Origin of the sequence: Streptomyces catenulae (genome assembly GCF_000718015.1) — a bacterium.
Classification (GTDB): Bacteria; Actinomycetota; Actinomycetes; order Streptomycetales; family Streptomycetaceae; genus Streptomyces; species Streptomyces catenulae.
Genome location: NZ_JODY01000001.1, coordinates 500,153 through 523,205, shown reverse-complemented (window position 1 = coordinate 523,205; position 23,053 = coordinate 500,153). Strand labels below are relative to the sequence as shown.

The following is a 23,053-nucleotide window of genomic DNA, read 5'->3' as shown; positions in this document are numbered from 1 at the left end:
GTCAGGCGCTGTGGAACGGGAGTCCGGCGTCGGCCACCAGGTCGAGGGCGTCGGTCTCCTCGCCGGGCAGCAGGGAGGCGGTGCCGTCGGCGACGGGGACGACGCCCAGCTCCAGCAGTTCGCTCATCGCGGCGCCACCGGCCAGATCGCGGACCTGGAGTTGGTAGCGGGCGGTGGTGCGGTAGGTGCCGCCCGCGTCGTCGCCGGTGCGCTGGAGGAAGCCGGAGTCGACGAGGAAGGTGACGGCCTTGGCGATGATGCCGGTGGTGGAACCGGCCAGCCGCCGGGCGTCCTTGGTGGCGCCGGTGGCGCTGCGGCGGGCATAGACGCGCCAGGCGGCCTCCAGACCGGGGGCGCCGGTGGCCGGGTCGGTGTTCTCGCCGCTCTCGGCGGCGCGCTCCTCCAGGCGGCGGCAGGCCTGGCGGACGAAGGCGTCCACGCCGTTGACGGTGAGGCGGCCGATGTAGCCGTCGTCGGCGAGGTCCTCGGGACGCGGGAAGGCGAGGGCGGCGACGGCGAGGTGGGCCAGTCCGTGCAGGAAGCGGTCGGCGGAGTCGGCGGAGGCGCGGCGGGCGTAGTCGCCCATGCGGACCGCGAAGACGGAGTCCTCGGCGGCGGTGACGGCCATCCCGGCGCGGGTGGACACCTCCAGGACGACGAGGCCGAGCCCGGAGGCGACGGCGTCGGCGAGCCGGGCGAAGGCGGGGTCGTCGCGGTGGCGGCGCAGCAGCTCGGCGTATTCGGCGTCGCGGGCCGGGAGCAGCTTGGGCTGGAGGCCGAAGGCGACGAGCCGCGCCGCGTCGGCGGCGTCGGCGGGGGTGACCGGCGCCGCGGCGGACTCGGCTCCCCGCCCGGGGGGCGCGGGCACCGGCTCCGGCTGCGGCACCTCGTCGGCGGCGTACTCGGTCACGGGCGGGGCTCCTTGCGGGGGACGGACGGGTGGGGCAGGGGTGCGGCGGGCGGGAGCCGGTGGCCGCGGGCGGGCCGGGGCATCAGGCGCCCTCCGAGCGGTCGGCGGCCATGCCCGCGGCGTCCAGGAGGGCGGTGCCGACGATGAGGTCGGCGCCGCCGAACTCCGGGTCGGTCAGCTCGGTGCCGTCGTCGACGGCGAAGAGCAGCTGCGCCTCACCCTGGCGGTAGGCGGTGCCGACCGGGGGGCTGGCGGCGTGCACGGAGAGGAGGGCGACGAGGTAGGCGAGGTCCGGGTCGCCGGTGCGGCGGGCGTCGGCGAGGAGTCCGGAGAGGCGGCGGGGCGCGTCGGACGGCAGGTCGAGCAGGGCCATGGCGGCGTCCAGCTGCGCCTCGCTGAAGCGGCTGTCGTCGGGGGTGGCGACGAGATCGGGCTCGGGCATCTCGGCGCCGAGGTGCTCCCGCTCGGCGGGCGGGGTGAGCAGGGTGTCGACGAGGTCGGTGACGCGGACGGCGGCCGGGGTGCGCAGGCCGGTGCCGTGGGTGAAGAAGGCGTCGGTGACCCGGCGGGCCTGCTCGGTGGGGAGCGGCAGCAGCGGGGCGACGAGCTGACCGTAGAGGTCGAGGCCGGAGCGGGCGGTGGGGGCGGCGAACGCCTGGCGGTCCTGTTCGGCGCGGAAGAGCGGTCCGGCCTCCAGCAGGCGGGACTGGAGCTGGGTGTGGCGCCGGATGCAGTCCTTGACGATGTCGACCAGCTCGGCGGCGCGCCGCTTGTGCTCGGGCTCCTCGGTCTCGTCGCGGGCCTTGCGGATGTTGGTGAGGATCGCGTTCTCGTGGCGGTAGCGGTCGGCGACGTGGTCGAGCGCCTCGGCGATCATGTCGGGGACGGTCTCCAGCCAGTCGACGGCGCGGACGTTGCGCCGGGTGGCGTCGAGGGTGCGGCGGAGGGTCTCGGCGTACTGGACGGTGCGGTAGCGGGCCTGCTCGGCGGCGAGCTGGGCGTCGGCGAGGCGGCCGCGGCTGATCAGCACCTCCAGCTTCACCTCGGCGGCGATCTGGGCGCTGGTGACGTCGGTGTCGAGGGCGCCGACGAGGACGTTGACGGCTTCGTCGGTGGTGCGCAGGAAGACCGCGCCGCCGGATCCGGGGACCTCTTCGACGAGCTTGAAGTCGTAGTCGCGGCGGACGTAGGTGCCGGAGGTGTCGAACGTGCCGTAGACGGCGCGGAATCCGCGGTCCACGCTGCCGACGTTGAGGAGGTTCTCCAGGACCCAGCGGGCGACGCGCTCGTGTTCGGCGGCGGGGCGGTCGGGGGCCTGGGCGGCGATGCGGGGCAGGACCCGGGCCACTATCTCCTCGTGGTCGGCGCCGGTGTCGAAGTCCATGTGGAGCGTGACCAGGTCGATGACGGCGAGCGCCACCTCCGCCATGGCGTACCCGCCGTACTCGCCCGCGAGGTTGGCCTTGCGCGCGTCGAGGTCGTGCAGCGGCGCGGTGCACGCGAGGGCGCGCAGACGGCGGGCCAGGCCCTCGTCGGCGGCGGGGCCCGGCGCGGGCCGGTGGGTCCCGGCCGGCTGGGGCGCGGCGGCCCCCGGAGCTGGAAAAGTCACGTCGCACAGAGTAAGCGCTCGCACTGACAACGGACGAAACGGCGGCGCCCGGGGCGACCCCGGCGGCACGTTCCGGCCGGTCAGCCAGTGTACGCGGGCCTGGTGCGGCCGGTGACGGCCCGTACCCGGCGGCGGGTGCGGGCGCGCGCCGCCGGGCCGGGTCCGGCGTCAGTGGGTGGCGCCGCCGGGCAGCCGCAGGTCCTCGCGGGTGGTGGCGGCGGTCGCGGCGATCTCGCACAGCGCGCGGGCGACGGTGTCCACCGGCAGGGAGGGCTGGGCCCGGCCGGTGACCTGCTCGGGGGCGTAGGGGACGTGGACGAAGCCGCCGCGCAGGGCGGGCAGTTCGGTGGCGATGAGGTGGGCGAGGGCGTAGAAGACGTGGTTGCAGACGAAGGTCCCGGCGGTGTGCGAGACGGAGGCGGGCAGGCCCGCGGCGCGGACGGCGGCCACGCACGCCTTGACCGGCAGGGTGGAGAAGTAGGCGGCGGGGCCGTCCGCGACGACGGGTTCGTCGATCGGGGCGGCGCCCGCGTTGTCGGGGATGCGGGCGTCGTCGAGGTTGATCGCGACGCGTTCGACGGTGACGTCCGGGCGGCCACCGGCCTGACCGACGCAGATGACCACGTCGGGCCGGTGCTCGGCGACGGCGGCGCGCAGCGCGCGGGCCGCCTCGCCGAAGACACAGGGCAGTTCGGCGGTGCGCAGGTCGACTCCGGCGGGCGGCCGCGCGGCGGCGGCGCGGACCGCCTGCCAGGACGGGTTGGTCCGCTCGCCGTCGAACGGTGCGAAGCCGGTCAGCAGTACCCGGGTCATGCTCTCTCCTCGGTGGTGGCCGCCCGGTGCGGCGGGCGGTGCGGACGGCGGCGGCCCTGGGTCAGAAGGCGAAGAGCGCCATGATCACGATGTTGCAGCCGAGCAGCACGCCCGCGGTGGGCAGCTGTGCCTTGATCGGCCCGTACTGGTCCTTCAGCTCCAGGAGGGCGGCCGGGACGATGTTGAAGTTGGCGGCCATCGGGGTCACCAGGGTGCCGCAGAACCCGGCGAGCATGCCGAGGGCGAGGACGGCGGGCGCGTTGCCGTGGAAGTGCTCGACGAGGACGGGCCAGCCGACGGCAGCGGTCATGACGGGGAACGCGGCGAAGGCGTTGCCCATGATCAGGGTGAACAGGAACATGCCGAGGCAGTAGACGACGACGGCGATGTAGAGGGAGTTGTCGGGGAGCACCGCGGTGGTGATCTTGCCGACCTGGGTGCCGACGCCGGAGACCTGGAAGATGGCGCCGAGGGTGGCGAGCATCTGCGGCAGCAGCATCGCCCAGCCCATGGACTCCAGCATCGAACGGCCGGAGGAGACCGGCACCGAGAGGCTCTTCTCGCGGAGCATCACCATGGCGACGACGAGCGCGACGACGGCGCCGATGCCCAGCCCGAGGATGGTCTCGCTGCCCTCCTGGAGGATGGGCGCTCCGCCGATCCGCAGCCGGGCGACGCCGACGGCGCAGACCAGGGCGACGACCGGGATGGTGAGCGCCGGGACGAAGAGGCGGCTGCCGAAGCGGGCGGCGTGGGCGGTGCGTTCGGCGGGGGTGGTGGTGCGCGGGGTGCCGCGTCCGGTGAGACCGCAACCGGCCAGGAGGACCATGACGAGGACGGCGACGCCCAGGGGTTCGGCGGGTGCCCGGCCGTTGACGACCCAGCTGCTGTAGATGAAGCCGACGCCGATCAGGCCCCAGAAGGCGGCGGTGCCCCGCCGCTTGGCGTTGCTGCGGTCGGTGAACATCTGCCCGGCCATCACCAGGAAGCTGAGGCCGACCAGCCAGTAGAACCACTCTGCCTTGATCATTCGGTGGCCTCCGCTGCGGTGGCGTTCCCGGCGTGGCCGGTGGGGTGGGTGGTCTCGGTGGGCCGGTCGCCGCCGGTGCTTCCCCCGGCGGCGCGCAGTTCGCGCTCCAGCTGCCGGTCGAGGCGGAGCATCCGCCAGCCGTGGACGACGAAGGCGCACACGGCGGTGGGGATGGCCCACAGCGCCAGGTGGAGCGGTTCGAGGTGGGTGCCGTAGGTGGTGTTGACGAAGCCGGTGATCAGCAGGATCGAGCCGACGGCGAGGAAGACGTCCTCGCCGAAGAACCGGCCGACGTTGTCCGCGGCGGCGGCGCACGAGCGGATCCGTTCGCGGGCGGCGTCGGTGAGCGTGCCGTGGCGGCGCTCGGCGGCGCCCTCGGCCATCGGGGCGGCCAGCGGGCGGACGGTCTGGGCGTGGCCGAAGACGTCGGTGAGGCCCAGCGCGGCGCCGATCTGCCGCATGCCCAGGTAGAGGGCGAGGAACCGCCCGGTGGTGAGCTTGGCGAAGCGGGCGATCAGGTTGCGGGCCTGTTCCTGGAGGCCGTAGCGCTCCAGGAGGCCGATGACCGGGAGGGTGATCGCGAAGATCGTCACCGACCGGCTGTCGGCGAAGCCCTTGCCGAAGGCGGCCAGCACCTCCCGGGGGGAGAGTCCGCCGAGGAGTCCGGCGACGATGCCCGCGGCACCGACGACCAGCAGGGGATGGCGTTTCGTGGCGAAGCCGATGACGACCACGAGCACGCCGAGGAGCACGATCATGGGCCCGCCTTCCGCGTACAGGACCCCACGCGGACCGTGAGGATCGGTGAATGGATGCAGCGGAGGCTAGGCGATTGTTCAACGATCCGACAAGGGGTTCAGGGACGAGAACTTTCCGGCGGCGCACCGCCGACCGGACCCCGGGCACCTCGGCACCCCGGCGCCCGACCGGACGCCGCCGCGCCCGCCGCCCGCTCCGTCACCCCTCGGCGATCAACCGCGCGTACGCCCCGGAGAGCTGGGCGAGCGAGTCCTCCAGATACGAGCGGAGCAACTCCTCGCCCGCGGCGGCGTCGCCGTCCTCCAGCGCCTCGACGATCTGCCGGTTACGGGTGAGGTACGGCGCGTGGAAGCGGCGCGGATCGTCCATGACGTGGAAGACCAGGCGGAGTTCGGCGAGCACCCCGCGCATCAGCTCGTCGGTGCGCGGGCTGCCCGCCAGTGCCGCGACGCCCTGGTGGAAGCGGATGTTGGCGGTGGACAGCTGCTGCCAGGCACGCTCGCGCACCGCCGTCTCGCCGGAGCGCACCGCCGCCTCGATGGCACCGATCGCCGCCCGTGTCCCGTCGTCGTACGGCCCCTGACCCAGTCCGCGGACGGCGGCGCACTCGACGAGCAGCCGGACGCGGTAGATGTCGGCCAGGTCCTCGACGGTCACGACGCGGACGAAGACGCCGCGGTTGAGGCGGTGGACCAGCAGCCGTTCGTGGGTGAGCAGCCGGAACGCCTCGCGCAGGGTGTTGCGGGAGACGCCGAGGGCGCCGCCGATGGACTCCTCGGAGAGCCGGACGCCGGGCGCGTAGCAGCCCTCGGTGATCCGGTCGCGCAGGATGTCCGCGACCCGCTCGGCGGTGCCGGCGCGGCCGAGCAGCGCCCGGCCGTCCGCCGCCCCCTCGGCACCGACCGGCCGCCGCTCCGTCTTCGCCGCTCCGCCGGTCATCCGGCCCACCCCGCTTCCGCCGTGGCGCCGGTCCGTGCCGGGCGCCGCCTCGATCGTTCTCCGCCGGAAGTCAATCCCAGAAGCCGGATCGGAACAACACACCTCTTGTCGGATCGTTCAACGATCGCTACCTTGGGCCCGACGCCGGTCGGCCCGCGCGCCCCACGGCCCCGGGCCCCACCGGCCCGCCCCGGGCGCCCGCTCCCCGCAGCCGCCGCGCCCCCTGCCACCGAGCCCTGGAGCGGACCCCCATGAGCGACCTCGCCGTCCAACCGGCCGTCATCGATCTCAACGCCGACCTCGGCGAGGGCTTCGGACGCTGGCGGCTCACCGACGACGACGCCCTGCTGTCCGTCGTGACCAGCGCCAACGTCGCCTGCGGCTTCCATGCCGGGGACCCCGGCACGATGCGCCGGGTCTGCGAACGCGCCGCCGCCGGTGGGGTGGTCATCGGCGCCCAGGTCTCCTACCGCGACCTCGCCGGTTTCGGCCGCCGCGCCATGGACGTCCCCGCGGACGAGCTGGCCGACGAGATCTCGTACCAGATAGGCGCGTTGGAGGTCTTCGCCCGCGCCGCCGGGGCCCGCGTCGGCTACGTCAAACCGCACGGCGCGCTCTACAACCGCTGTGTGCACGACGCCGAACAGGCCGCCGGTGTGGTCGCCGGGGTCCGCGCCGCGGGCGGGTCGCTGCCGGTCCTCGGGCTGCCCGGCTCCCGGCTGCACGAGGCGGCGCGCGCGGCCGGACTGCCGGTCGTCGAGGAGGCGTTCGCCGACCGCGCCTACACCGCCGAAGGCACCCTCGTCCCGCGGCGCGAGCCCGGCGCGGTCGTCGAGGACCCCGAGGAGGTCGTCGGACGCGCCCTGGCCATCGCCCGGGACGGCGCCGTCCGCTCCCACGGCGGCACCCCCGTCACGGTCCGCGCCCGGTCCCTCTGTCTGCACGGCGACACCCCCGGCGCCGCCGCCCTCGCCCGCCGGGTGAAGGCCGAACTCGCCGCCGCCGGTGTGACGGTGCGGAGCTTCGTATGAGAGCGCTGCCCGTCGGCGCGCACGGACTCCTCCTCGAACCGGACACCGCCGACGGGGTCGGCGCGCTCCACGCGGAGCTGCTGCGGCGCGCGGCGTCCGGGGGCCTGCCGCCGGTCACGGAGATCGTGCCCGCCGCCCGGACCGTCTTCCTCGACGGTCTCGACGACCCCCGCGCCTTCGCCGCCGCCCTCGCCACCTGGGACATCCCGCCGCTGACCGCCACCGACCGGCCGACCGTGGAGCTGCCGGTGGTCTACGACGGCCCGGACCTGGCGGAGGTGGCCGCGCTGTGGGGCACCACCGCGGACGAGGTGGCGCGCCGTCACGCCGCCACCACCTTCCATGTGGCGTTCTGCGGGTTCGCCCCCGGCTTCGGCTATCTCACCGGGCTGCCCGAGGAGTGCCACGTACCGCGCCGGACCACCCCGCGCACCCGGGTGCCGGTCGGCGCGGTCGCGCTCGCCGGGCCGTACACCGGTGTCTATCCGCGCTCCTCCCCCGGCGGCTGGCAGCTGATCGGCCGGACCGACGCGGTGCTGTGGGACCCGGCACGGGAGAACGCCGCCCTGCTCACGCCCGGCACCCGGGTCCGGTTCGTCCCCGTGGACCGGGCCCGCGACACGGAGACCGTCCGATGACCGATCACGCCTGCCTCGTGGTGCGCGCCGGAGCCCTCACCACCGTCCAGGACCTCGGCCGCCCCGGCCACGCCCACCTGGGCGTCCCGCTCTCCGGCGCCCTCGACGCCCCGGCCCACCGCCTCGCCAACCGCCTGGTCGGCAACGCGGAGGCGGCGGCGACCCTGGAGACCACGCTCACCGGGTGCGCCGTCCGGATGCGCCGCGCCACCACCGTCGCGGTGACCGGCGCGCCCTGCCCGGTGACGGTCGACGGCCGCCCCGCCGCCTGGGGCGCCCCGGTCCGCGTCCCGGCCGGTGCGGTCCTCGACGCCGGGCCCGCCGCCCGGGGGCTCCGCTCCTACCTGGCGTTCGGCGGCGGCGTCGCGACCGAGCCGGTGCTCGGCAGCCGCGCCACCGATCTGCTCTCCGGTCTGGGCGGCGATCCGCTCTCCGACGGCACGGTGCTGCCGCTGGGCGCCGAGCCCGCGGCCCCCGCCTGGGCGGACGCCGTCCCGCACCCCGGCCCGCCCGCTGAACTGCTGCTGCCCTACCGGCCCGGGCCCCGCGACGACTGGTTCACCGCGCACGGCCACCGCACCCTGGCCACCGAGCGCTTCCGGGTCTCGGCGGCGAGCAACCGCATCGGGCTGCGCACCGAGGGCCCGCCCCTGGAGCGCGCACGCGACGGTGAACTGCCCAGTGAGGGCATGCCGTTGGGCGCCCTCCAGGTGCCGCCGGACGGGCTGCCGGTCCTCTTCCTGCACGACCATCCGACGACCGGCGGCTACCCGGTGATCGGCGTGGTCCCCGCCCGCCATCTGGCGTCCGCCGCGCAGGCCGTACCGGGCACCCCGATCCGCTTCCTGCCGCTGCGCGGGGCGTGAGGACAGGGCGCGAGGACGGGGCGTACGGCGCGCGCCTTCACGCCTGGCCGGGCTCCCCGTACCCGCCCCCGCCCGGCGTCCGCACCACCAGCACGTCGTCCGGGCCGACCTCGGCGGTGTCCCGGCCACGCAGCCGCTCGGTGGTGCCGTCGGCGCGCCGCAGGACGTTCTCCCCGAGCGCGCCCGGGGCGCCGCCCGCCATCCCGTACGGCGGCACCCGGCGGTGGCCGCTGAGCAGGGCGATCGTCATCGGCTCCAGGAACCGCAGCCGCCGCTCGACGCCGTCGCCGCCGTGGTGGGCCCCGGCGCCGCCGCTGCCCGGCCGCAGCGCGAAGGCGTCGACCCGCACCGGGTAGCGCCACTCCAGCACCTCGGGGTCGGTCAGCCGGGAGTTGGTCATATGGGTCTGGACGGCGTCGGTGCCGTCGAAGTCGGGGCCCGCGCCGGAGCCGGAGGCGACCGTCTCGTAGTACTGCACCCGGTCGTTGCCGAAGGTCAGATTGTTCATCGTGCCGGAGCCCTCGGCCTGGACGCCGAGGGCCGCGTAGAGGGCGCCGGTGACGGCCTGGCTGGTCTCGACGTTCCCGGCGACCGTCGCCGCCGGGTGGGACGGCGCCAGCATGCAGCCGTCCGGGATCCGCACCTCGACCGGTTTCAGACAGCCGCTGTTGAGCGGGATGTCGTCGGCGACCAGCGTGCGGAAGACGTAGAGCACCGCGGCCGTCACCACCGAGCGCGGGGCGTTGTCGTTGCCCGGCTGCTGCGGTGAGGTGCCGGAGAAGTCCAGCACCGCGGTGCGGGCGGCCCGGTCGACGCTCAGCGCGACCACGATGTGCGCACCGCTGTCGGTGACGTAGTCGCAGCTGCCGTCGGAGAGCCCGGCGATGATCCGGCGGACCGACTCCTCGGCGTTGTCCTGGACATGCCCCATGTACGCGCGGACCACGTCCATCCCGAACTGCGCGGTCATCCGGCGGAGTTCGGCGATGCCCTTCTCGTTGGCGGCGATCTGGGCGCGCAGATCGGCGAGGTTGGCGTCGGGCGCGCGCGAGGGGTACGGGCCCGAGGTCAGCAGCGCGCGGGTCTCCTCCTCCCGCAGCCGCCCGTCGCGGACCAGCAGCCAGGTGTCGAAGAGGACGCCCTCCTCGTCGACCGTCCGGCTGAACGCCGGCATCGAACCGGGCGTGATCCCGCCGATCTCCGCGTGGTGACCGCGCGAGGCCACCAGGAAGAGCAGCTCCCGCCCGGCGTCGTCGAAGACCGGGGTGACGACGGTGACGTCCGGCAGATGGGTGCCGCCGTGGTACGGGTCGTTGACCGCGTAGACGTCGCCCGGCCGCAGCGTGGTGCCGCGCCGCCGCAGCACCTCCTTGATCGACTCCCCCATCGAGCCCAGATGGACCGGGATGTGCGGGGCGTTGGCGATGAGGTTGCCGTCCGCGTCGAAGAGCGCGCAGGAGAAGTCGAGGCGTTCCTTGATGTTGACGGAGTGCGCGGTGTGCTCCAGCCGGACGCCCATCTGCTCCGCGATGGCCATGAAGAGGCTGTTGAACACCTCCAGCATCACCGGGTCCGCCGCGGTCCCGACGGCCGCCCGCTCCGGACGGGGCTCCGCCCGGTCCAGCACCAGATGCCCGGCGTCGCCGACCGTCGCCCGCCAGCCCGGTTCGACGACCGTCGTCGCGTCCTCCTCGGTGACCAGCGCGGGCCCGGTGACGGTGTCCCCCGGCCGCAGTCCGGTACGCGCGAAGAGCGGGGTGTCCCGCCAGGCGCCGCCCGCGTACATCCGGACGGTGGCGGCGGACCGCATCGCGCCCGCACGGGGCCCGGGCCGCTCCGCGCCGGAGCCCGCACCGCCCGCGGCCCCCCTCGCCTCGACCGTCACCGCCTCGGCGACCAGCGGTTTGTCCATGGTGAAGGCATAGCGGGCGCGGTGCAGCCGGGTGAAGGCGGCGGCCATCTCGTCCGCGGTGGCGAGCGGGACGCCGAGCGTGGTGTCGGTCCCGGCGTAGCGGACCAGCACCCGGGCGCGGGTGGTGACGCTGTCGGCGGGCACGCCCTCGGCGACGAGTTCGCGGCGGGTCCGCCCGGCCAGTTCGTCGCAGACGGCCCGGACCCGGTCCGCGGCAGCCGCGCCGTCCAGCTCCGTCTCGACGGCCCGCTCGCGCATCGCGGTGGCGTCCGCGACGCCGATGCCGTACGCGGAGAGCACCCCGGCGAGCGGCGGGATCAGCACCGTGTCGATGCCGAGGGCGTCGGCGACGGCGCAGGCGTGCTGGCCACCGGCGCCGCCGAAGCTGGTCAGCGCGTAGCGGGTGAGGTCGTGGCCGCGCTGGACGGAGATCTTCTTGACCGCGTTGGCCATGTTGAGGACGGCGATGTCGAGGAACCCGGCGGCCACCTCCTCCGGCCCGCGGTCGTCGCCGCTCTCCCGGGCGGCGCGCGCGGCCAGTTCGGCGAAGCGGGCGCGGACCACCGCCGCGTCGAGCGGCCGGTCGCCGTCCGGGCCGAAGACCGCCGGGAAGTGGTCGGGCTGGATCCGGCCGAGCATGACATTGGCGTCGGTGACGGTGAGCGGGCCGCCGCGGCGGTAGCAGGCGGGCCCGGGGTCGGCGCCCGCGGAGTCGGGGCCGACGCGGTAGCGGCGCCCGTCGAAGTGGAGGACGGAGCCACCCCCGGCGGCCACCGTGTGGATGTTCATCATCGGCGCGCGCATCCGCACCCCGGCCACCTCGCTGTCGAGAACCCGCTCGAACTCGCCCGCGTAGTGCGAGACATCGGTGGAGGTGCCGCCCATGTCGAAGCCGATGACCCGGTCGTGTCCGGGCCCCGCCTCGGCGGCGGAGCGGACCATACCGACGACGCCACCGGCCGGACCGGAGAGCACCGCGTCCTTCCCCCGGAAGTGCGCGGCCCGCCGCAGCCCGCCGTTGGACTGCAGGAACATCAGCCGGATGCCGGGGAGTTGGGCGGCCACCTCGTCGACGTAGCGGCGCAGCACCGGCGAGAGGTACGCGTCGACGACGGTGGTGTCGCCGCGCGGCACCAGCTTCATCAGCGGGCTGACCTCGTGCGAGCAGCTGACCTGCGGGAATCCCGCGTCGGCGGCGAGGGCGGCGACGGCCTTCTCGTGGGCGGGGTGGCGGTAGCCGTGCAGCAGGACGACGGCGGCGGCGCGCAGCCCGTCGGCGCGGGCGCGGGCCAGCTCGGCGCGGAGCGCCGCGGTCTCCAGCGGCCGCACCACCTCGCCGTGCGCGTCCAGCCGCTCGGGCACCTCGATCACCCGGTCGTACAGCGGCTCGGGCAGCACGATGTGCCGGTCGAAGATCCGGGGGCGGTTCTGGTAGGCGATGCGCAGGGCGTCGCGGAAGCCCTCGGTGACGAGGAGGACGGTCGGCTCGCCGGTCCGCTCCAGCAGGGCGTTGGTGGCGACGGTGGTGCCCATCTTGACGACGGCGACCCGCTCGGCGGGCACCGGCTCCCCCGGCGCGAGCCCCAGCATCCGCCGGATGCCCTCGACGGCCGCGTCGCGGTAGCGCTCGGGGTGGTGCGAGAGCAGTTTCGCGGTGACCAGCCGACCGTCCGGCCGCCGGCCGATGACGTCGGTGAAGGTGCCCCCGCGGTCGATCCAGAACTCCCAGCGTCCGGTCATCCGGCCATTGTGACAGCGGGGACGGGACGCACCAGGGGGCGTCGGGGCGTGGCGCCCGGGAGCCGCGGACGGCCCCGGTCCCGTCCCCGCGGGCAGCCCGCGACCGCCTCCGCCCTCCCCTCCGGCGCCCCGACGGTGCCCCCGGCGCTGCCCTCACGGACCTGGACCGGCGGGGCGCGGGGTGCGGAGACTGCGGGGGCGCCCCACACGTCCCGACGCCATGCCTCCAGGAGCAGCCGTGTTCACTCGACAGGACCGCGGTGCGGCCGGTACCGCGCCGGACCGCAGCCCCGCCCCACGGGTTCCGGCGGCCCCGCGCCCGGCGCCGCGCCCCGGGGGCCCGGTGCCCCTCACGCCCGCCGGGGTGCGGGCGCTCCAGCGCCGCGCCGGGAACGCCGCCACCGTCCGCGCGCTCGCGCCGCGCCCGGTGCAGCGGGCGGAGTCCGAGACCGAGGAGAACACCCCGCGGTACCGGATCCAGCTCCAGTCGAACAAGAACAGCCGCACCAACCGCCTCGACTACTGGACCGGCGGTTTCGGCCATGCCTGGGTCGCCCTCTACAAGGCCGAGAACGGGTTCGAGGAGTGGAAGTCCTACGGCTTCTTCCCCGCCGAGGAGTTCCCGCGCAACACCCCGCTGAAGACGGTGCGGGGCGAGGTCAAGCAGAACCTCGACGACCCGGGGGCCGCCACCTCCAAATTCACCGCGGAGCTGACGCGGGAACAGTTCGAGAAGGCGAAGGAGTACATCCGCGCCAACAAGAACCACCCCTACAACCTGGCGCGTTTCAACTGCACCACCTTCGCCCGCAACGTCTACCGCGCCGCGACCGGCGCCTCCGCGCCCGGTCTCGGACTGCCGCTGCTGGAGAACCCGAACACCCTCCAGGACTCGATCAAGCGCCGCAACGAACGCGGCGGCATCCCCCGCAAGGGCGAAAACATCACCGCGGCACCGGGCGGGGCGTCGGATTCGGAGAGCGACGACGAGGCGTACGGCCCGCCCGGGGAAGCCCCGACCGCCGCGGCACCCGCCGCCCCACGCCCACCGGCCGCCCCGACCCCGGGCCGCTTCGCGCTGGACTGACCCGGGGCACGGACCGGCCGTACGGACCGGGCCGTACCGATCCCCTCGTACGGATCCCGTCGTACGGACCGGGGCGGTACGGGCGCGCGCCGGGGGCCGTGCCGCCCGGGCGTCGGCCGTCCCTCAGACCGGTGAGGCGTCCGGCCCGAACCGGCTGCGGACGGCGGTCTGCACCTCGGCCTCCTCGGCCGGATCGGCGGCGAGCCTGCGGAGCTGTTCGACGACCCGGTCGTCACCGGTCGCAGCGTGCCGGGCGGCCAGCTCCCGGGTGGTCTCCTCACAGTCCCAGAGGCACTCCACGGCGAACCCGGCGGCGAACCCGGGGTCGGTCACGGCGAGCGCGGCGGCGGTCCGCCCGCGCAGCTCGGAGGAGGCCGTCTCACGGTAGACGTGGCGCAACACGGGCGCCGCGCAGCCGACGCCGAGCCGCCCGACGCCGTCGACCAGCTCCCACAGCGCACCGGCGTCGGGCCCGTCGGCACGGACCGTACGGCGCAGCGCGGCGAGCACCACCCCGGCGTCGCGGGCGTCACCGCGGCGGGCGAGGACGGCGGCAGCGGCGGCGCCCAGCCGGTCGTCGCGGCGGGCCCAGCCGCGGGCGCGGCCGAGGACGGCGTCGGTGGCGGGCATCCGGGCGAAGGCGGCGAGCGCGGCGGTGACGGGCACCTCGCCCGCGTCGGGACCGCCGACGGTGGCCTCGACGAGATCGAGGGCGGCGGGGTCGCCGCGTTCGGCGAGGTGGTGCAGGACGGCGGCGCGGGCCGCGTCCGGGCCGCTGCGGGCCGCGTCCGGGCCGCTGCGGGCCGCGTCCAGCAGGGCGGGACGGTCCTCGGGCCCGGCGACGGCGCCCAGGCAGCGGGCGGCGGCGAGATACCGCTGCTCCTCGGCGCCCGGCGCGCCCTCCTCGGCCCAGCGCAGCACCTCCGCCACGCTCCAGCCGGGCCGCGGCCCGCGCGGGCGCAGCTGCCGCTGCCAGCGGTCGAAGGAGCCCTGCTCCCCGGCGGCGGCCAGGCGCGCCGCGTAGCGCGGGTCCTCGGCCCACAGCCGCCAGGGGTGGGGTTCGAAGGCGTCGCGGACGGCGGCGGCCAGCGCGGCGTCGCCCTCGGCGGTGGCGGGGAAGCGGGCGAGCACGGCGGGGGCGAGGGCGGCCAGACCCGCGTCGTCGTCGCGGAGCGCCAGCTCGTCCAGGGCCCAGCGCCAGTTGCTGCCGGTCGCGGCGTACCCGCGCAGCAGCAGGCGGGCGGCGTCGCGGCCGTAGGCGGCGAGGTGGCCGAGGACGGCGAGGGCGAGGCCGGTGCGCTCCTCGGTGGTGTCGACGCCGTCGTCCGGATGGAAGAGGTGTCGTTCGATCGCGTCGAGTCCGCCGTCGAGCTGCATGTAGAGGCGCGCGTAGTAGAGGGAGCGGTTCTCCACCTGCCAGTCGCGGCGGGCATCGCGCAGCACGCAGTCGTCGAGCGCCGCGAGCGCCTCGGCCCGTGGCGCCGCGAGGGCGTGCAGGGTCCCGTCGCCGCGGCCTCGCTGCAGGAGGCCGAGCAGGGTGCCACTGGGCGCTATGTCTGGATCGAACATGAGGTCAGCATCCGGTGCGGGGGACGGGCTGGCAACGGGATTTCCGCCGACCGGCATTCTTGCCGGTGACCGCGGGCCGTATGCGTCGTTCCCAGCGTGGATCGGTGGGCGCGGCAGCGCGACGGCGGGCGCAGCCTAGCTTGGAATCTGTCATTCCGCCGATTCGGCCGGTGGTGCCCACGGAGTTCCGCGGGCATATGCCGACCGCAACGCCGTCCCGGGTCATGCCAAATCACTTACAGACCGTCGCAGCCTGTGCAAGAGTCGTTACCCGGCCCTCACACCAGCCCCCGGGCGCGCTCTGTCGGCCAGGACAGGACCGCCGTGGCCGGCGCCGCCATATCTCGGAGAATCGATGCCGTCCCCCCTCTTCGCGGACCGTCCGTCCGCCCAGCCACCGCGTGACACGGTCGAGGCCCTGATCAGCCAGGCCCGCCGGCTGCGCGGTGGCCTCGACGCCGTACGCGGGTCCTCGGCGACCGACGACGTGACCGTCGATCCGCAGCTGCGCTGGCAGCGCGCGCTGTGCGACCTCGCCGTCCACCACCTCGACGACGTCGGCGGCCATCTCGACCAGCTCAGAGAGGGCCTGCCCCCGGAGGAGACCGACGGCGCCGCGTACGCCGGGCCGCTCGCGCCGTCCGCCGAGGAGGAGCCGCCGCACGGTTCGCTGCTGAGCCGGGTGGGCAGCGCGGAGTGGAATCTCCTCACGGATGAGGTCAGCTGGTCCGAGGAGCTGTTCACCATCCTGGGCCGGGAGCCGTCCGAGGGGCCGCTGACCCTCGACGAGCTGCCCGCGCTGGTTTTCGCCGAAGACCAGCAACATCTGGCCACGATGGTCACCGACTGTCTGGTGGACGGCCGCCCCATCGACGGCGAGTTCCGCGTCGTCCGCCCCGACGCCCGGGTGCGGACGGTCCACATGACCGGTGAGCCGGTGCTGGACGCGGACGGCTCGACGGCGTGCATGTGGGCGGTGCTGCGGGACGTCAGCGAGGTACGGCGCAGTGAGCGGGCGGTGCGGGAGAGCCGCGACTCGCTCCAGCGCAGGCGCCATGCGGCACGGACCGAGCACCGGCTCGCGGTCGAGTTGCAGGAGGCCGTGCTGCCGCCGTGGCGCGGTCCGCTCCGCTTCCCGCAGGGCGGCCCGGTCGCCCTCGATCTCGCCGGGCACTACCTCCCCGCCGCCACCAGCGCCCTGATCGGCGGCGACTGGTTCGACGCCCTGCCGCTCCCCGACGCCACCACACTGTTGAGCGTCGGCGATCTGACCGGACACGGCGCCAGCGCGACGTCCGGGATGGCGATGGTGCTGGGCGCGCTGCGCGGGATGGCGGTGGCCGGGCACCGCCCCGGGCCGCTGATGGGCTTCCTCAACCAACTCCTGGACTCCGCCGCCCAGCCCGCGCTCGGCAGCGCCGTCTGCGCCCGGTTCGACCCGGCCACCCGGGAGCTGGAGTGGGCCCAGGCCGGGCACCCCGCGCCGCTGCTCTTCCGCGGCGGCACGGGGCGCGCGCTGGACCCGCCGGAGGGCGTCCTCCTCGGCGCGACCGCCAACTCCTCCTACGGTCAGCGCACCGAGCGGCTGATCCCCGGCGATCTGCTGGTGCTGCACACCGACGGTCTGCTGCCGCGCCGGACACACGGTCCGGACGCGGCCCACGAGGCGGCCGAGCGGCTGCTCTCCCTGGCGCCGCGTTTCACCGCGGCACGGGACGCCCAGGAGTGCGTCCGGCTCGCCGTCGAGGAGTTCGACGGTGCCACGCGGGAGGACGACGCCTGTCTGCTGATCGCGCGGGTCAGCTGAGCCGAGCGGGAACGACCGGCCGGGAGGGCCGGGATGCGGTGACCGGATCCGGCGGCCCGGTCACACCGCCCCTCCCGGCCGTCGGTCTGCTCCGGTGCGTACGGACCGGGTCGGCCGCACCGGTGTCGGGGGCGTACGGCATCGGCTCAGACCGAGAAGCTGGTGGTGCCGAGCCGGGTGTCGAACGCCGTCGCCGGGGCCGGGACCTTCGCCCGGCCGCGGGGTTTGGGCATCACCTCGTCGATCTCCGCCCGCAGCTCCTTGATCCGGTCGTTGCCGGAGTACTGCCCGGCGAGGCGGTACATCTCGCGGAGCCGGTCCCAGGTGCGGTGCGAGGAGTTCTCGCCGATGGCGGCCAGCGCCAACCGGGCGTAGCGGTCGGCCTGTTCGGGGTCGTCGCCGATGAAGCAGGCCGACGCCATCGAGAGGTAGTCGAAGATCTGCGACCGGCGGCGGCCGGACTCCCGTAGTTGCAGGGCCTGTTTGGCGTGGCTCTGCGCGAGACCGGCGGCCGACGGGTCGTGGTCGGCGAGGGTGCGGTAGGCCAGCGCCTCCATGCCGTGCAGATCGGCCTCGTCGAACATCTGCATCCAACTGGGCGGCGGCACATCGCCCTTGTCGGAGACGAACAGCTCCTCGGCCTCGCACAGGGTGCGGCGGACGGCGTGGCCGTTGCCCTTCGCCGCATGGGCCCATGCCTCGATGGTGCGGAGCATGGCGCGGGTGCGGGGCAGCGCCTGTTCGCCGGAGCCGGAGGAGGCCAGCTGCATCAGGTCGAGCGCGTCGTCCGGGCGGCCCAGGTGGACCATCTGGCGGGCGGCGCGGGAGAGCGCCTCACCGGCGCGCGGCCGGTCGCCGCCCTCCCGTGCGGCGTGCGCGGCGATGACGAAGTACTTCTGCGCCGTGGGCTCCAGACCCACGTCGTGGGACATCCAGCCGGCCAGCACGGCGAGGTTGGCCGCCACGCCCCAGAGCCTGCGCTGGAGGTGGTCGGGGTGGCGGTAGGCGAGCATGCCGCCGACCTCGTTGAGCTGGCCCACCACGGCCTTGCGCTGGAGTCCGCCGCCGCGGGCGGCGTCCCAGGCGCGGAAGACCTCCACGGAGCGTTCCAGCGCGTCGATCTCCTGGGAGCCGACGGGCGCCGCCTCGTAGCGGTCGAGGCCGATCTGGTCGTAGCGGTGGGACGGTTCGAAGCCGGAGGAGGTGAGGGGATCGGGGTGTGCCGCGGCGTCGGGCCGCGGAGCCGGGTCGGTGTGCAGCCAGTTGTCCATGGCGCCGGTCAGCGCGGAGCCCGCGGCGAGCGCCGCGCCCGCGCCCACCAGACCGCGTCGGTTGAGCATGAGGTCCATTCCCGTGAATTCCGTGAGGACCGCGGCGGTCCGCTCGGGAGCCCACGGCAGCCCGTCGTCGGACTGCCGCCTCCCCGTACGGCCGCTCCGGGCGAACCCGAGATCCTCGGTGGTTACGACACGGCCGAGGCGCTCGGTGAACAGGGAGGCGAGCACCTTCGGCACCGGATCTCTGGGGGTCTCTCCCATGTCGATCCAGCGCCGGACCCGCGAGGTGTCGGTCGCCAGCTGCGGATGGCCCATGGCCGCCGCCTGCCGGTTGACCGCCCTCGCCAGTTCGCCCTTGGACCAGCCGGCCAGTCCGAAAAGGTCCGCGAGACGGGTGTTCGGCTCCCTGCCCACGTCAAGCCCCCAGGTTCCTCGACTGCGTTGACAGTAACCGCCGTTGACATGGGCCGCGAGCATTCGCCAGGGGTTCGCCAGGGTGCGCCACATGGTCTGCCACCCGCGCCGGTGTGTTGTGTAGACGTGCCGCCCCCGGCCCGGTGGCCAGGCCGCATTCCCCAGGGTGCGCGCCCTGCTCCAGGGGCACGCCGAACCGGCCTTCTGCACGAGGTCCGTACGGCGGGCTCCCGCCACCGGGCCGGGAGCGCACCACTCGTCGGCGCACGAAGGGATCCGTCTCACCCATGTACGCAGCATCGTCCGCCGTGACCGCCCCCACCCGGACGTACCGTCACCAGCCCGCGAACGGCCGGCCGTACCCCGATCCGGCCGCCGGTGCGGGGATGGTGCCCGGGCTCGCGGGTGGCCGGGTCCGGCGGGCGGGCGCGGTCGCCCAGCCGCTGAGCGGACGGCTCGATCTGTCCGGCCCCCAGGGCGCCCCGCTGCGCGCCGCCGTCGCCGCCGTGCACCGCATCTGTCCGGAGTTCCATCCGGTCCAGGTGCTGCGGCGCGGCGGCCGGTCGGTGCTGCTGGTGGGCACGACGGGGCGGACCACGGCGGTCGCGAAGTGTTTACTGGACCACTCCCCCACCTGGGTCGAGCGGTTCCGGCAGGAAATAGTGGCGTACCGGGCGTTCGTCCGGCACCGTCCCCCGGTGCGGGTGCCGCGGCTGGTCGCCGCCGATCCCGACAACTGCACGCTGGTGGTGGAGCGGATGCCGGGCCGCGTCGCCGCCCTCCAGCGCCACCCCTCCGAGGCTCCGGCCCGCGGGGACGTGCGGGCGGCGCTGGGCGCGATCTGCCGGATCAACCTCTGGCAGCCGCCACCCGGGCTCTTCGACGCCCCGCTGGACTACGGCCGCCGGATGGCGCGCTACCACGAGTTGGGGCTGCTGACCGACCGGGACCTGGGCGACCTGCGGAAGCTGCTGCGTGGCATCCCGCACGTCCAGGGGCAGTTCTCGCACGGCGACGCGCTGCTGAACAACGTCCTGCTGTCGCCGATGGGCCCGGTGCTGCTCGACTGGGACAGCGCCGGGTGGTACCTCCCCGGCTACGACCTGGCGACGCTGTGGGCGCAGCTCGGCGAGGCTCCGGCGGCGCGCCGTCAGATCAGCCAGCTGGCCCAGGCGTCGGGCCCGGCGGCGCGGGACGCGTTCCTGGTCAATCTGATGCTGGTGCTGACGCGGGAGATCCAGCGGTACGAGAGCGCGGTGCAGCGCACGATGCGGGAGCCGGTGCCGGAGGGCACCCCGGTGGGGGGTGTGCCCGGCGTGCTGTCGGCGGGCGAGGAGCAGCGGCTGTTGCTGCGGCGGCTGCACGACGACGCCCAGATGGCCCGGCGGGCGGTGCGGGCGGCGGTCGGCACCCGCTGAGCGGTGAAGCGGAGGGCGGCGCATCCGGAGCGACGGATGCGCCGCCCTCCGTCGTGCCGGGGTGTGGGCGCGGCGTGGCGGGACCGGTGGCCGCGCCCTCTTCCGGGCCGTCACTGGTCCATTCCACTGACGCCTCGCAGGCCGTGGGCCGATCCCGGGAAGACTCGCTCCGTACCGCGCTGACATGCGAAATTCCGCGGTGGCCAGGTGATTGACGGATCGTCGGGCAGCCGATACCTCTAGGCCGGTCGGGGCTCACGGGTCGAGTCCCGTCCCGTTCGGACGTCTGCGCATCACCCGTCACAACGCCCCGGCCGGGGCCGGTCCCAGGAGGTTGCCTTGCGAAGACTGCGAAGATTCCGGAGCGCCGATCCGGAGGGCGGGCGACGCACCTCCCGCCCGGCCGTCCGCACCGCGACGGCCCTCGCCGCCGGGGCGCTGCTGCTCCCGCTGGTGTCGGCGACCGGTCCGGCGGGCGCCGCCGAGCCCGCGGCGGACACCCTCCAGCGGGCCTTCACCGAGGCCGCGGCCCGCTACCACGTACCGGCCGATGTGCTGTTGGGCGTCTCCTACCTGGAGTCCCGCTGGGACGCGCACGCCGGGGCGCCCAGTGTGGACGGCGGGTACGGCCCGATGCATCTGACGGACGCCCGGGCGGTGGTGGCCCGGGTGGCGGCGCACAGCGAGGCGGACGACGACCCGCGGGGCGATGCGGCGCGGCCGGTCGCGGCCGGTCGCCGGGCCGCCGCTCCGCGGACGCTCCCCGCCGAACTGCCCGCCAGGTTGCGGACGCTGCCCCGGGCGGCCGAGCTGACCGGTATCCCGGCGGCGAGGCTGCGCAGCGATCCGGCGGCGAACATCCTCGGCGGTGCGGCGCTGCTCGCCGCGGAGCAGCGGTCGCTGGGGGCGGCGCGTGACGCCGGTCCGGCCGGTTGGTACGCGGCGGTGGCGCGGTACGCCGGGGCGGGCGACGCGTCCGGCGGGCGGGCCTTCGCCGACGAGGTCTTCGACACGCTCCGGCGCGGTCAGGCCCGGACCACGGACGCGGGCCAGCGGGTGACGCTGGCGGCGGCGCCCGGGCTGCGTCCCGACGCCGCGCAGGCGAAACGTATCGCCGCGGCGGTCCGGCAGGCCCTCGCCCCGGCGGCGCGGCCCGAGTGCCCGGCGTCGGTGGCGTGCGAGTCGGTCCCGGCGCCGTACGAGAAGTTCGGGGACGGCGACTACGGGAACCACGACAAGGCCGACCGGCCGAAGGATCTCAAGGTCGACACGATCGTCATCCATGACACCGAGGGGTCGTGGGAGACGTCGCTGAAGCTGGTCCAGGATCCGACGTATGTGTCGTGGCACTACACGGTGCGCTCGTCCGACGGGCTGATCGCCCAGCATGTGCCGACGAAGGACGTCGCCTGGCAGGCGGGGAACTGGTACATCAACTCCCACTCCATCGGTATCGAACACGAAGGGTTCCTGACCGCTCCCGACGCCTGGTACACGGAGGCGATGTACCGCAGCTCGGCGCGGCTGGTGACGTATCTGAGCAGGAAGTACGGGGTGCCGCTGGACCGGCAGCACATCCTGGGCCACGACAACGTGCCGGGGACGACGACCTCGACGATCCCGGGGATGCACACCGACCCCGGTCCGTACTGGGACTGGGCGCACTACTTCACGCTGCTGGGCAAGCCGTTCGCGGCGCAGAAGCGGGCGGCGGGCGATGTCGTCACCATCCGGCCGGACTACGCGACGAACAAGCCGCCGTACACGGGGTGCGAGAAGGCGGGCGAGCCGTGTGCCGCGCACGGCTCGGAGGCGGTGCGGCTGCGGGTGGCGCCGAGCGCGGACGCGGCGCTGGTCAAGGATGTCGGGCTGCGGCCGGACGGCGCTCCCTCGACGACCGACGTCAACGATCTGGGGGCGCGGGCCAGCACCGGTCAGCGGTTCGCGTTCGCCGGGCAGCGGGGCGGCTGGACGGCGATCTGGTACCTGGGGCAGCGGGCGTGGTTCGAGAACCCGGCGAAGCACCCCACGGCCTTCCGCACGTCGGGCGCCACGGTGACGCCGAAGGCGGGGCGGGCGACGATCCCGGTCTACGGGCGGGCGTACCCGGAGAAGGCGGCGTATCCGGCGGGGGTGCCGGTGCAGGAGGTCTCACCGCTGCCGTACCAGCTGCACGCCGGGGAGCGGTACGCCACCGGCGGGTCGCTGCTCGGGGACTACTTCTCCGCTTCCGGCTACGACCCGGCCACCCACGCCGTCGTCCGGGGCGCGGACCGCTACTACGTGATCCAGGTCGGGCACCGGATCGGGTATGTGCGGGCCGCGGATGTGGACGTGCGGCGGTAACCGGCCGCTGCGGGCGCGGGGCCGGGTAGTGGTGACGCTGCCCGGCCCCGCGCGCGTCAGTGCTGCTGGAAGAGTTCGGCCGGCAGCGGCTTGAGGAGGGCGTAGAGGTCGTCGGTGATCGGGCGGTCCCAGCTGGCGATGGTGACCAGCACGCCGTCGCTGCGGTCGAACTGGACGCAGGAGACGCGGCTTTCGGAACACTTGATGCGCTTGACGATGAGGAGGTTGTCCTCGTGCATGACGGGGGTGTCCTCGCTCTCGACGACCTCGACCGGCTCGTCGTTGCCGAGCGCCGCGAGCAGCTGGGCGACCTCGAAGGGGACCTCGCCGTCGGCCAGCTCGCGGGCCGGGGAACCCTCCGGGAGGTTTCCGATGACCATCGCGGGGCCGCGGCCGCCGAACAGGTCGTAGCGGAGGAAGACGCCCTGGCAGGTGCCGTCGGGGGCGGGCAGCAGCCCGGCTCCGAGGTTGCCCGGCCAGTCCCCGGGATCCATGGCGAGGACGTCGAAGTCAGGCCCGGCGGGCGTGGCTGCGCTGCGGCGGCGGAGGAAGGACATGCCGCCATCGTACGTGCCCGGACGGCGGTCGGCGGACCCAGCGGCGGGGGCCCGGCGGGCGGGCGCGGGGCCGGGCCGCGGGCGGGCGGCCGTCCCGGTGGGGCCCGTGCGCAGGGGCGGGGGACGGTGTCCGCGGCCGATGCCGGGGCCGCCCGTCGGCGCGGATGCTGATCCTCAAGAACCTCGGTCCGGACGGCTGGCGGTTCGCCGCGCACCCGGAGTTCCGGCAGGGCTCCCGGGGTCGCCGTCACACCCGGCTCGCGTACGGGCCCGGCGGCGAGAGCTGGACGGCGGGTCTGCTCTGGCCGTGACGGCGGACGGCCCGGGGAGC

18 protein-coding genes are annotated in these 23,053 nt (G+C 75.1%); 8 read left to right on the top strand and 10 right to left on the bottom strand.

Annotated features, from left to right (window positions below; all coding sequences use genetic code 11):
- Nucleotide 1 precedes the first annotated feature (1 nt).
- The 6 genes from IF23_RS0102310 to IF23_RS0102285 all read right to left on the bottom strand — a co-directional run bounded on the left by IF23_RS0102310 (nucleotide 2) and on the right by IF23_RS0102285 (nucleotide 6,060).
- Nucleotides 2–910, bottom strand: coding sequence for a hypothetical protein (locus IF23_RS0102310; RefSeq protein WP_030279168.1), 909 nt, complete (start codon nucleotides 908–910; stop codon nucleotides 2–4).
- A gap of 82 nt (nucleotides 911–992) precedes the next feature.
- Complete coding sequence (locus IF23_RS0102305) at nucleotides 993–2,519, bottom strand: hypothetical protein (protein WP_030279166.1); 1,527 nt, start codon at nucleotides 2,517–2,519, stop codon at nucleotides 993–995.
- A 168-nt stretch (nucleotides 2,520–2,687) separates the two neighbouring features.
- Nucleotides 2,688–3,332, bottom strand: a complete 645-nt coding sequence (gene pcp / locus IF23_RS0102300; protein WP_030279164.1) for a pyroglutamyl-peptidase I — start codon at nucleotides 3,330–3,332, stop codon at nucleotides 2,688–2,690.
- Nucleotides 3,333–3,393: 61 nt separating this feature from the next.
- Complete coding sequence (locus IF23_RS0102295) at nucleotides 3,394–4,362, bottom strand: DUF979 domain-containing protein (protein WP_030279162.1); 969 nt, start codon at nucleotides 4,360–4,362, stop codon at nucleotides 3,394–3,396.
- Entirely contained in the window at nucleotides 4,359–5,120 is a 762-nt protein-coding gene (locus IF23_RS0102290; protein ID WP_078653727.1) for a DUF969 domain-containing protein, read from the bottom strand. The genes IF23_RS0102295 and IF23_RS0102290 overlap by 4 nt, the downstream gene beginning before the upstream one ends.
- 199 nt (nucleotides 5,121–5,319) lie before the next feature.
- Nucleotides 5,320–6,060 (bottom strand): GntR family transcriptional regulator, encoded by a 741-nt coding sequence (locus IF23_RS0102285; RefSeq protein WP_030279157.1) that lies wholly within the window; start codon nucleotides 6,058–6,060, stop codon nucleotides 5,320–5,322.
- A 251-nt stretch (nucleotides 6,061–6,311) separates the two neighbouring features.
- Here IF23_RS0102285 and IF23_RS0102280 point away from each other — a divergent pair, with 251 nt between their 5' ends.
- From IF23_RS0102280 to IF23_RS0102270, 3 genes are read left to right on the top strand one after another with little or no spacing between them, the layout of a single operon-like run.
- Nucleotides 6,312–7,091: a LamB/YcsF family protein gene (locus tag IF23_RS0102280; RefSeq protein WP_030279155.1), complete on the top strand. Its 780-nt coding sequence runs from the start codon at nucleotides 6,312–6,314 to the stop codon at nucleotides 7,089–7,091.
- Complete coding sequence (locus IF23_RS0102275) at nucleotides 7,088–7,729, top strand: 5-oxoprolinase subunit B family protein (RefSeq protein WP_037676998.1); 642 nt, start codon at nucleotides 7,088–7,090, stop codon at nucleotides 7,727–7,729. The genes IF23_RS0102280 and IF23_RS0102275 overlap by 4 nt, the downstream gene beginning before the upstream one ends.
- Nucleotides 7,726–8,595: a 5-oxoprolinase subunit C family protein gene (locus tag IF23_RS0102270; RefSeq protein ID WP_030279153.1), complete on the top strand. Its 870-nt coding sequence runs from the start codon at nucleotides 7,726–7,728 to the stop codon at nucleotides 8,593–8,595. The genes IF23_RS0102275 and IF23_RS0102270 overlap by 4 nt, the downstream gene beginning before the upstream one ends.
- A 37-nt stretch (nucleotides 8,596–8,632) precedes the next feature.
- On the opposite strand, the gene IF23_RS0102265 is transcribed toward IF23_RS0102270, so the two are convergent.
- A complete protein-coding gene (locus IF23_RS0102265) occupies nucleotides 8,633–12,247 on the bottom strand; it encodes a hydantoinase B/oxoprolinase family protein (protein ID WP_030279151.1) in 3,615 nt (1,204 codons plus the stop codon).
- 343 nt (nucleotides 12,248–12,590) lie between these two features.
- On the opposite strand from IF23_RS0102265, the gene IF23_RS0102260 reads away from it, so the two are divergent.
- Nucleotides 12,591–13,334, top strand: a complete 744-nt coding sequence (locus IF23_RS0102260; RefSeq protein WP_157847967.1) for a hypothetical protein — start codon at nucleotides 12,591–12,593, stop codon at nucleotides 13,332–13,334.
- A 123-nt stretch (nucleotides 13,335–13,457) separates the two neighbouring features.
- Here IF23_RS0102260 and IF23_RS0102255 read toward each other — a convergent pair whose 3' ends face one another.
- Entirely contained in the window at nucleotides 13,458–14,903 is a 1,446-nt protein-coding gene (locus IF23_RS0102255) for a hypothetical protein (RefSeq protein ID WP_030279142.1), read from the bottom strand.
- Nucleotides 14,904–15,258: 355 nt separating this feature from the next.
- Here IF23_RS0102255 and IF23_RS0102250 point away from each other — a divergent pair, with 355 nt between their 5' ends.
- Nucleotides 15,259–16,710 (top strand): PP2C family protein-serine/threonine phosphatase, encoded by a 1,452-nt coding sequence (locus IF23_RS0102250; protein ID WP_030279140.1) that lies wholly within the window; start codon nucleotides 15,259–15,261, stop codon nucleotides 16,708–16,710.
- A 146-nt stretch (nucleotides 16,711–16,856) separates the two neighbouring features.
- Here IF23_RS0102250 and IF23_RS0102245 read toward each other — a convergent pair whose 3' ends face one another.
- Complete coding sequence (locus tag IF23_RS0102245) at nucleotides 16,857–18,401, bottom strand: DNA-binding protein NsdB (protein WP_030279137.1); 1,545 nt, start codon at nucleotides 18,399–18,401, stop codon at nucleotides 16,857–16,859.
- 287 nt (nucleotides 18,402–18,688) lie between these two features.
- Here IF23_RS0102245 and IF23_RS0102240 point away from each other — a divergent pair, with 287 nt between their 5' ends.
- Both IF23_RS0102240 and IF23_RS0102235 read left to right on the top strand, forming a co-directional pair.
- Nucleotides 18,689–19,819 carry an aminoglycoside phosphotransferase family protein gene (locus IF23_RS0102240; protein WP_030279135.1) on the top strand — a complete coding sequence of 377 codons (1,131 nt, stop codon included), beginning with the start codon at nucleotides 18,689–18,691 and terminating at the stop codon, nucleotides 19,817–19,819.
- A 339-nt stretch (nucleotides 19,820–20,158) separates the two neighbouring features.
- Nucleotides 20,159–22,165 (top strand): N-acetylmuramoyl-L-alanine amidase, encoded by a 2,007-nt coding sequence (locus tag IF23_RS0102235; protein ID WP_425423789.1) that lies wholly within the window; start codon nucleotides 20,159–20,161, stop codon nucleotides 22,163–22,165.
- A gap of 56 nt (nucleotides 22,166–22,221) precedes the next feature.
- Here the strand turns inward: IF23_RS0102235 and IF23_RS0102230 are convergent, their stop codons facing one another.
- Nucleotides 22,222–22,722, bottom strand: a complete 501-nt coding sequence (locus IF23_RS0102230) for a hypothetical protein (RefSeq protein WP_030279130.1) — start codon at nucleotides 22,720–22,722, stop codon at nucleotides 22,222–22,224.
- Between the two features lie 164 nt (nucleotides 22,723–22,886).
- Here IF23_RS0102230 and IF23_RS33890 point away from each other — a divergent pair, with 164 nt between their 5' ends.
- The gene (locus IF23_RS33890; protein WP_157847966.1) at nucleotides 22,887–23,033 is read left to right on the top strand and encodes a pyridoxine 5'-phosphate oxidase C-terminal domain-containing protein; all 147 of its coding nucleotides are present in this window, start codon (nucleotides 22,887–22,889) and stop codon (nucleotides 23,031–23,033) included.
- Nucleotides 23,034–23,053: the final 20 nt, after the last annotated feature.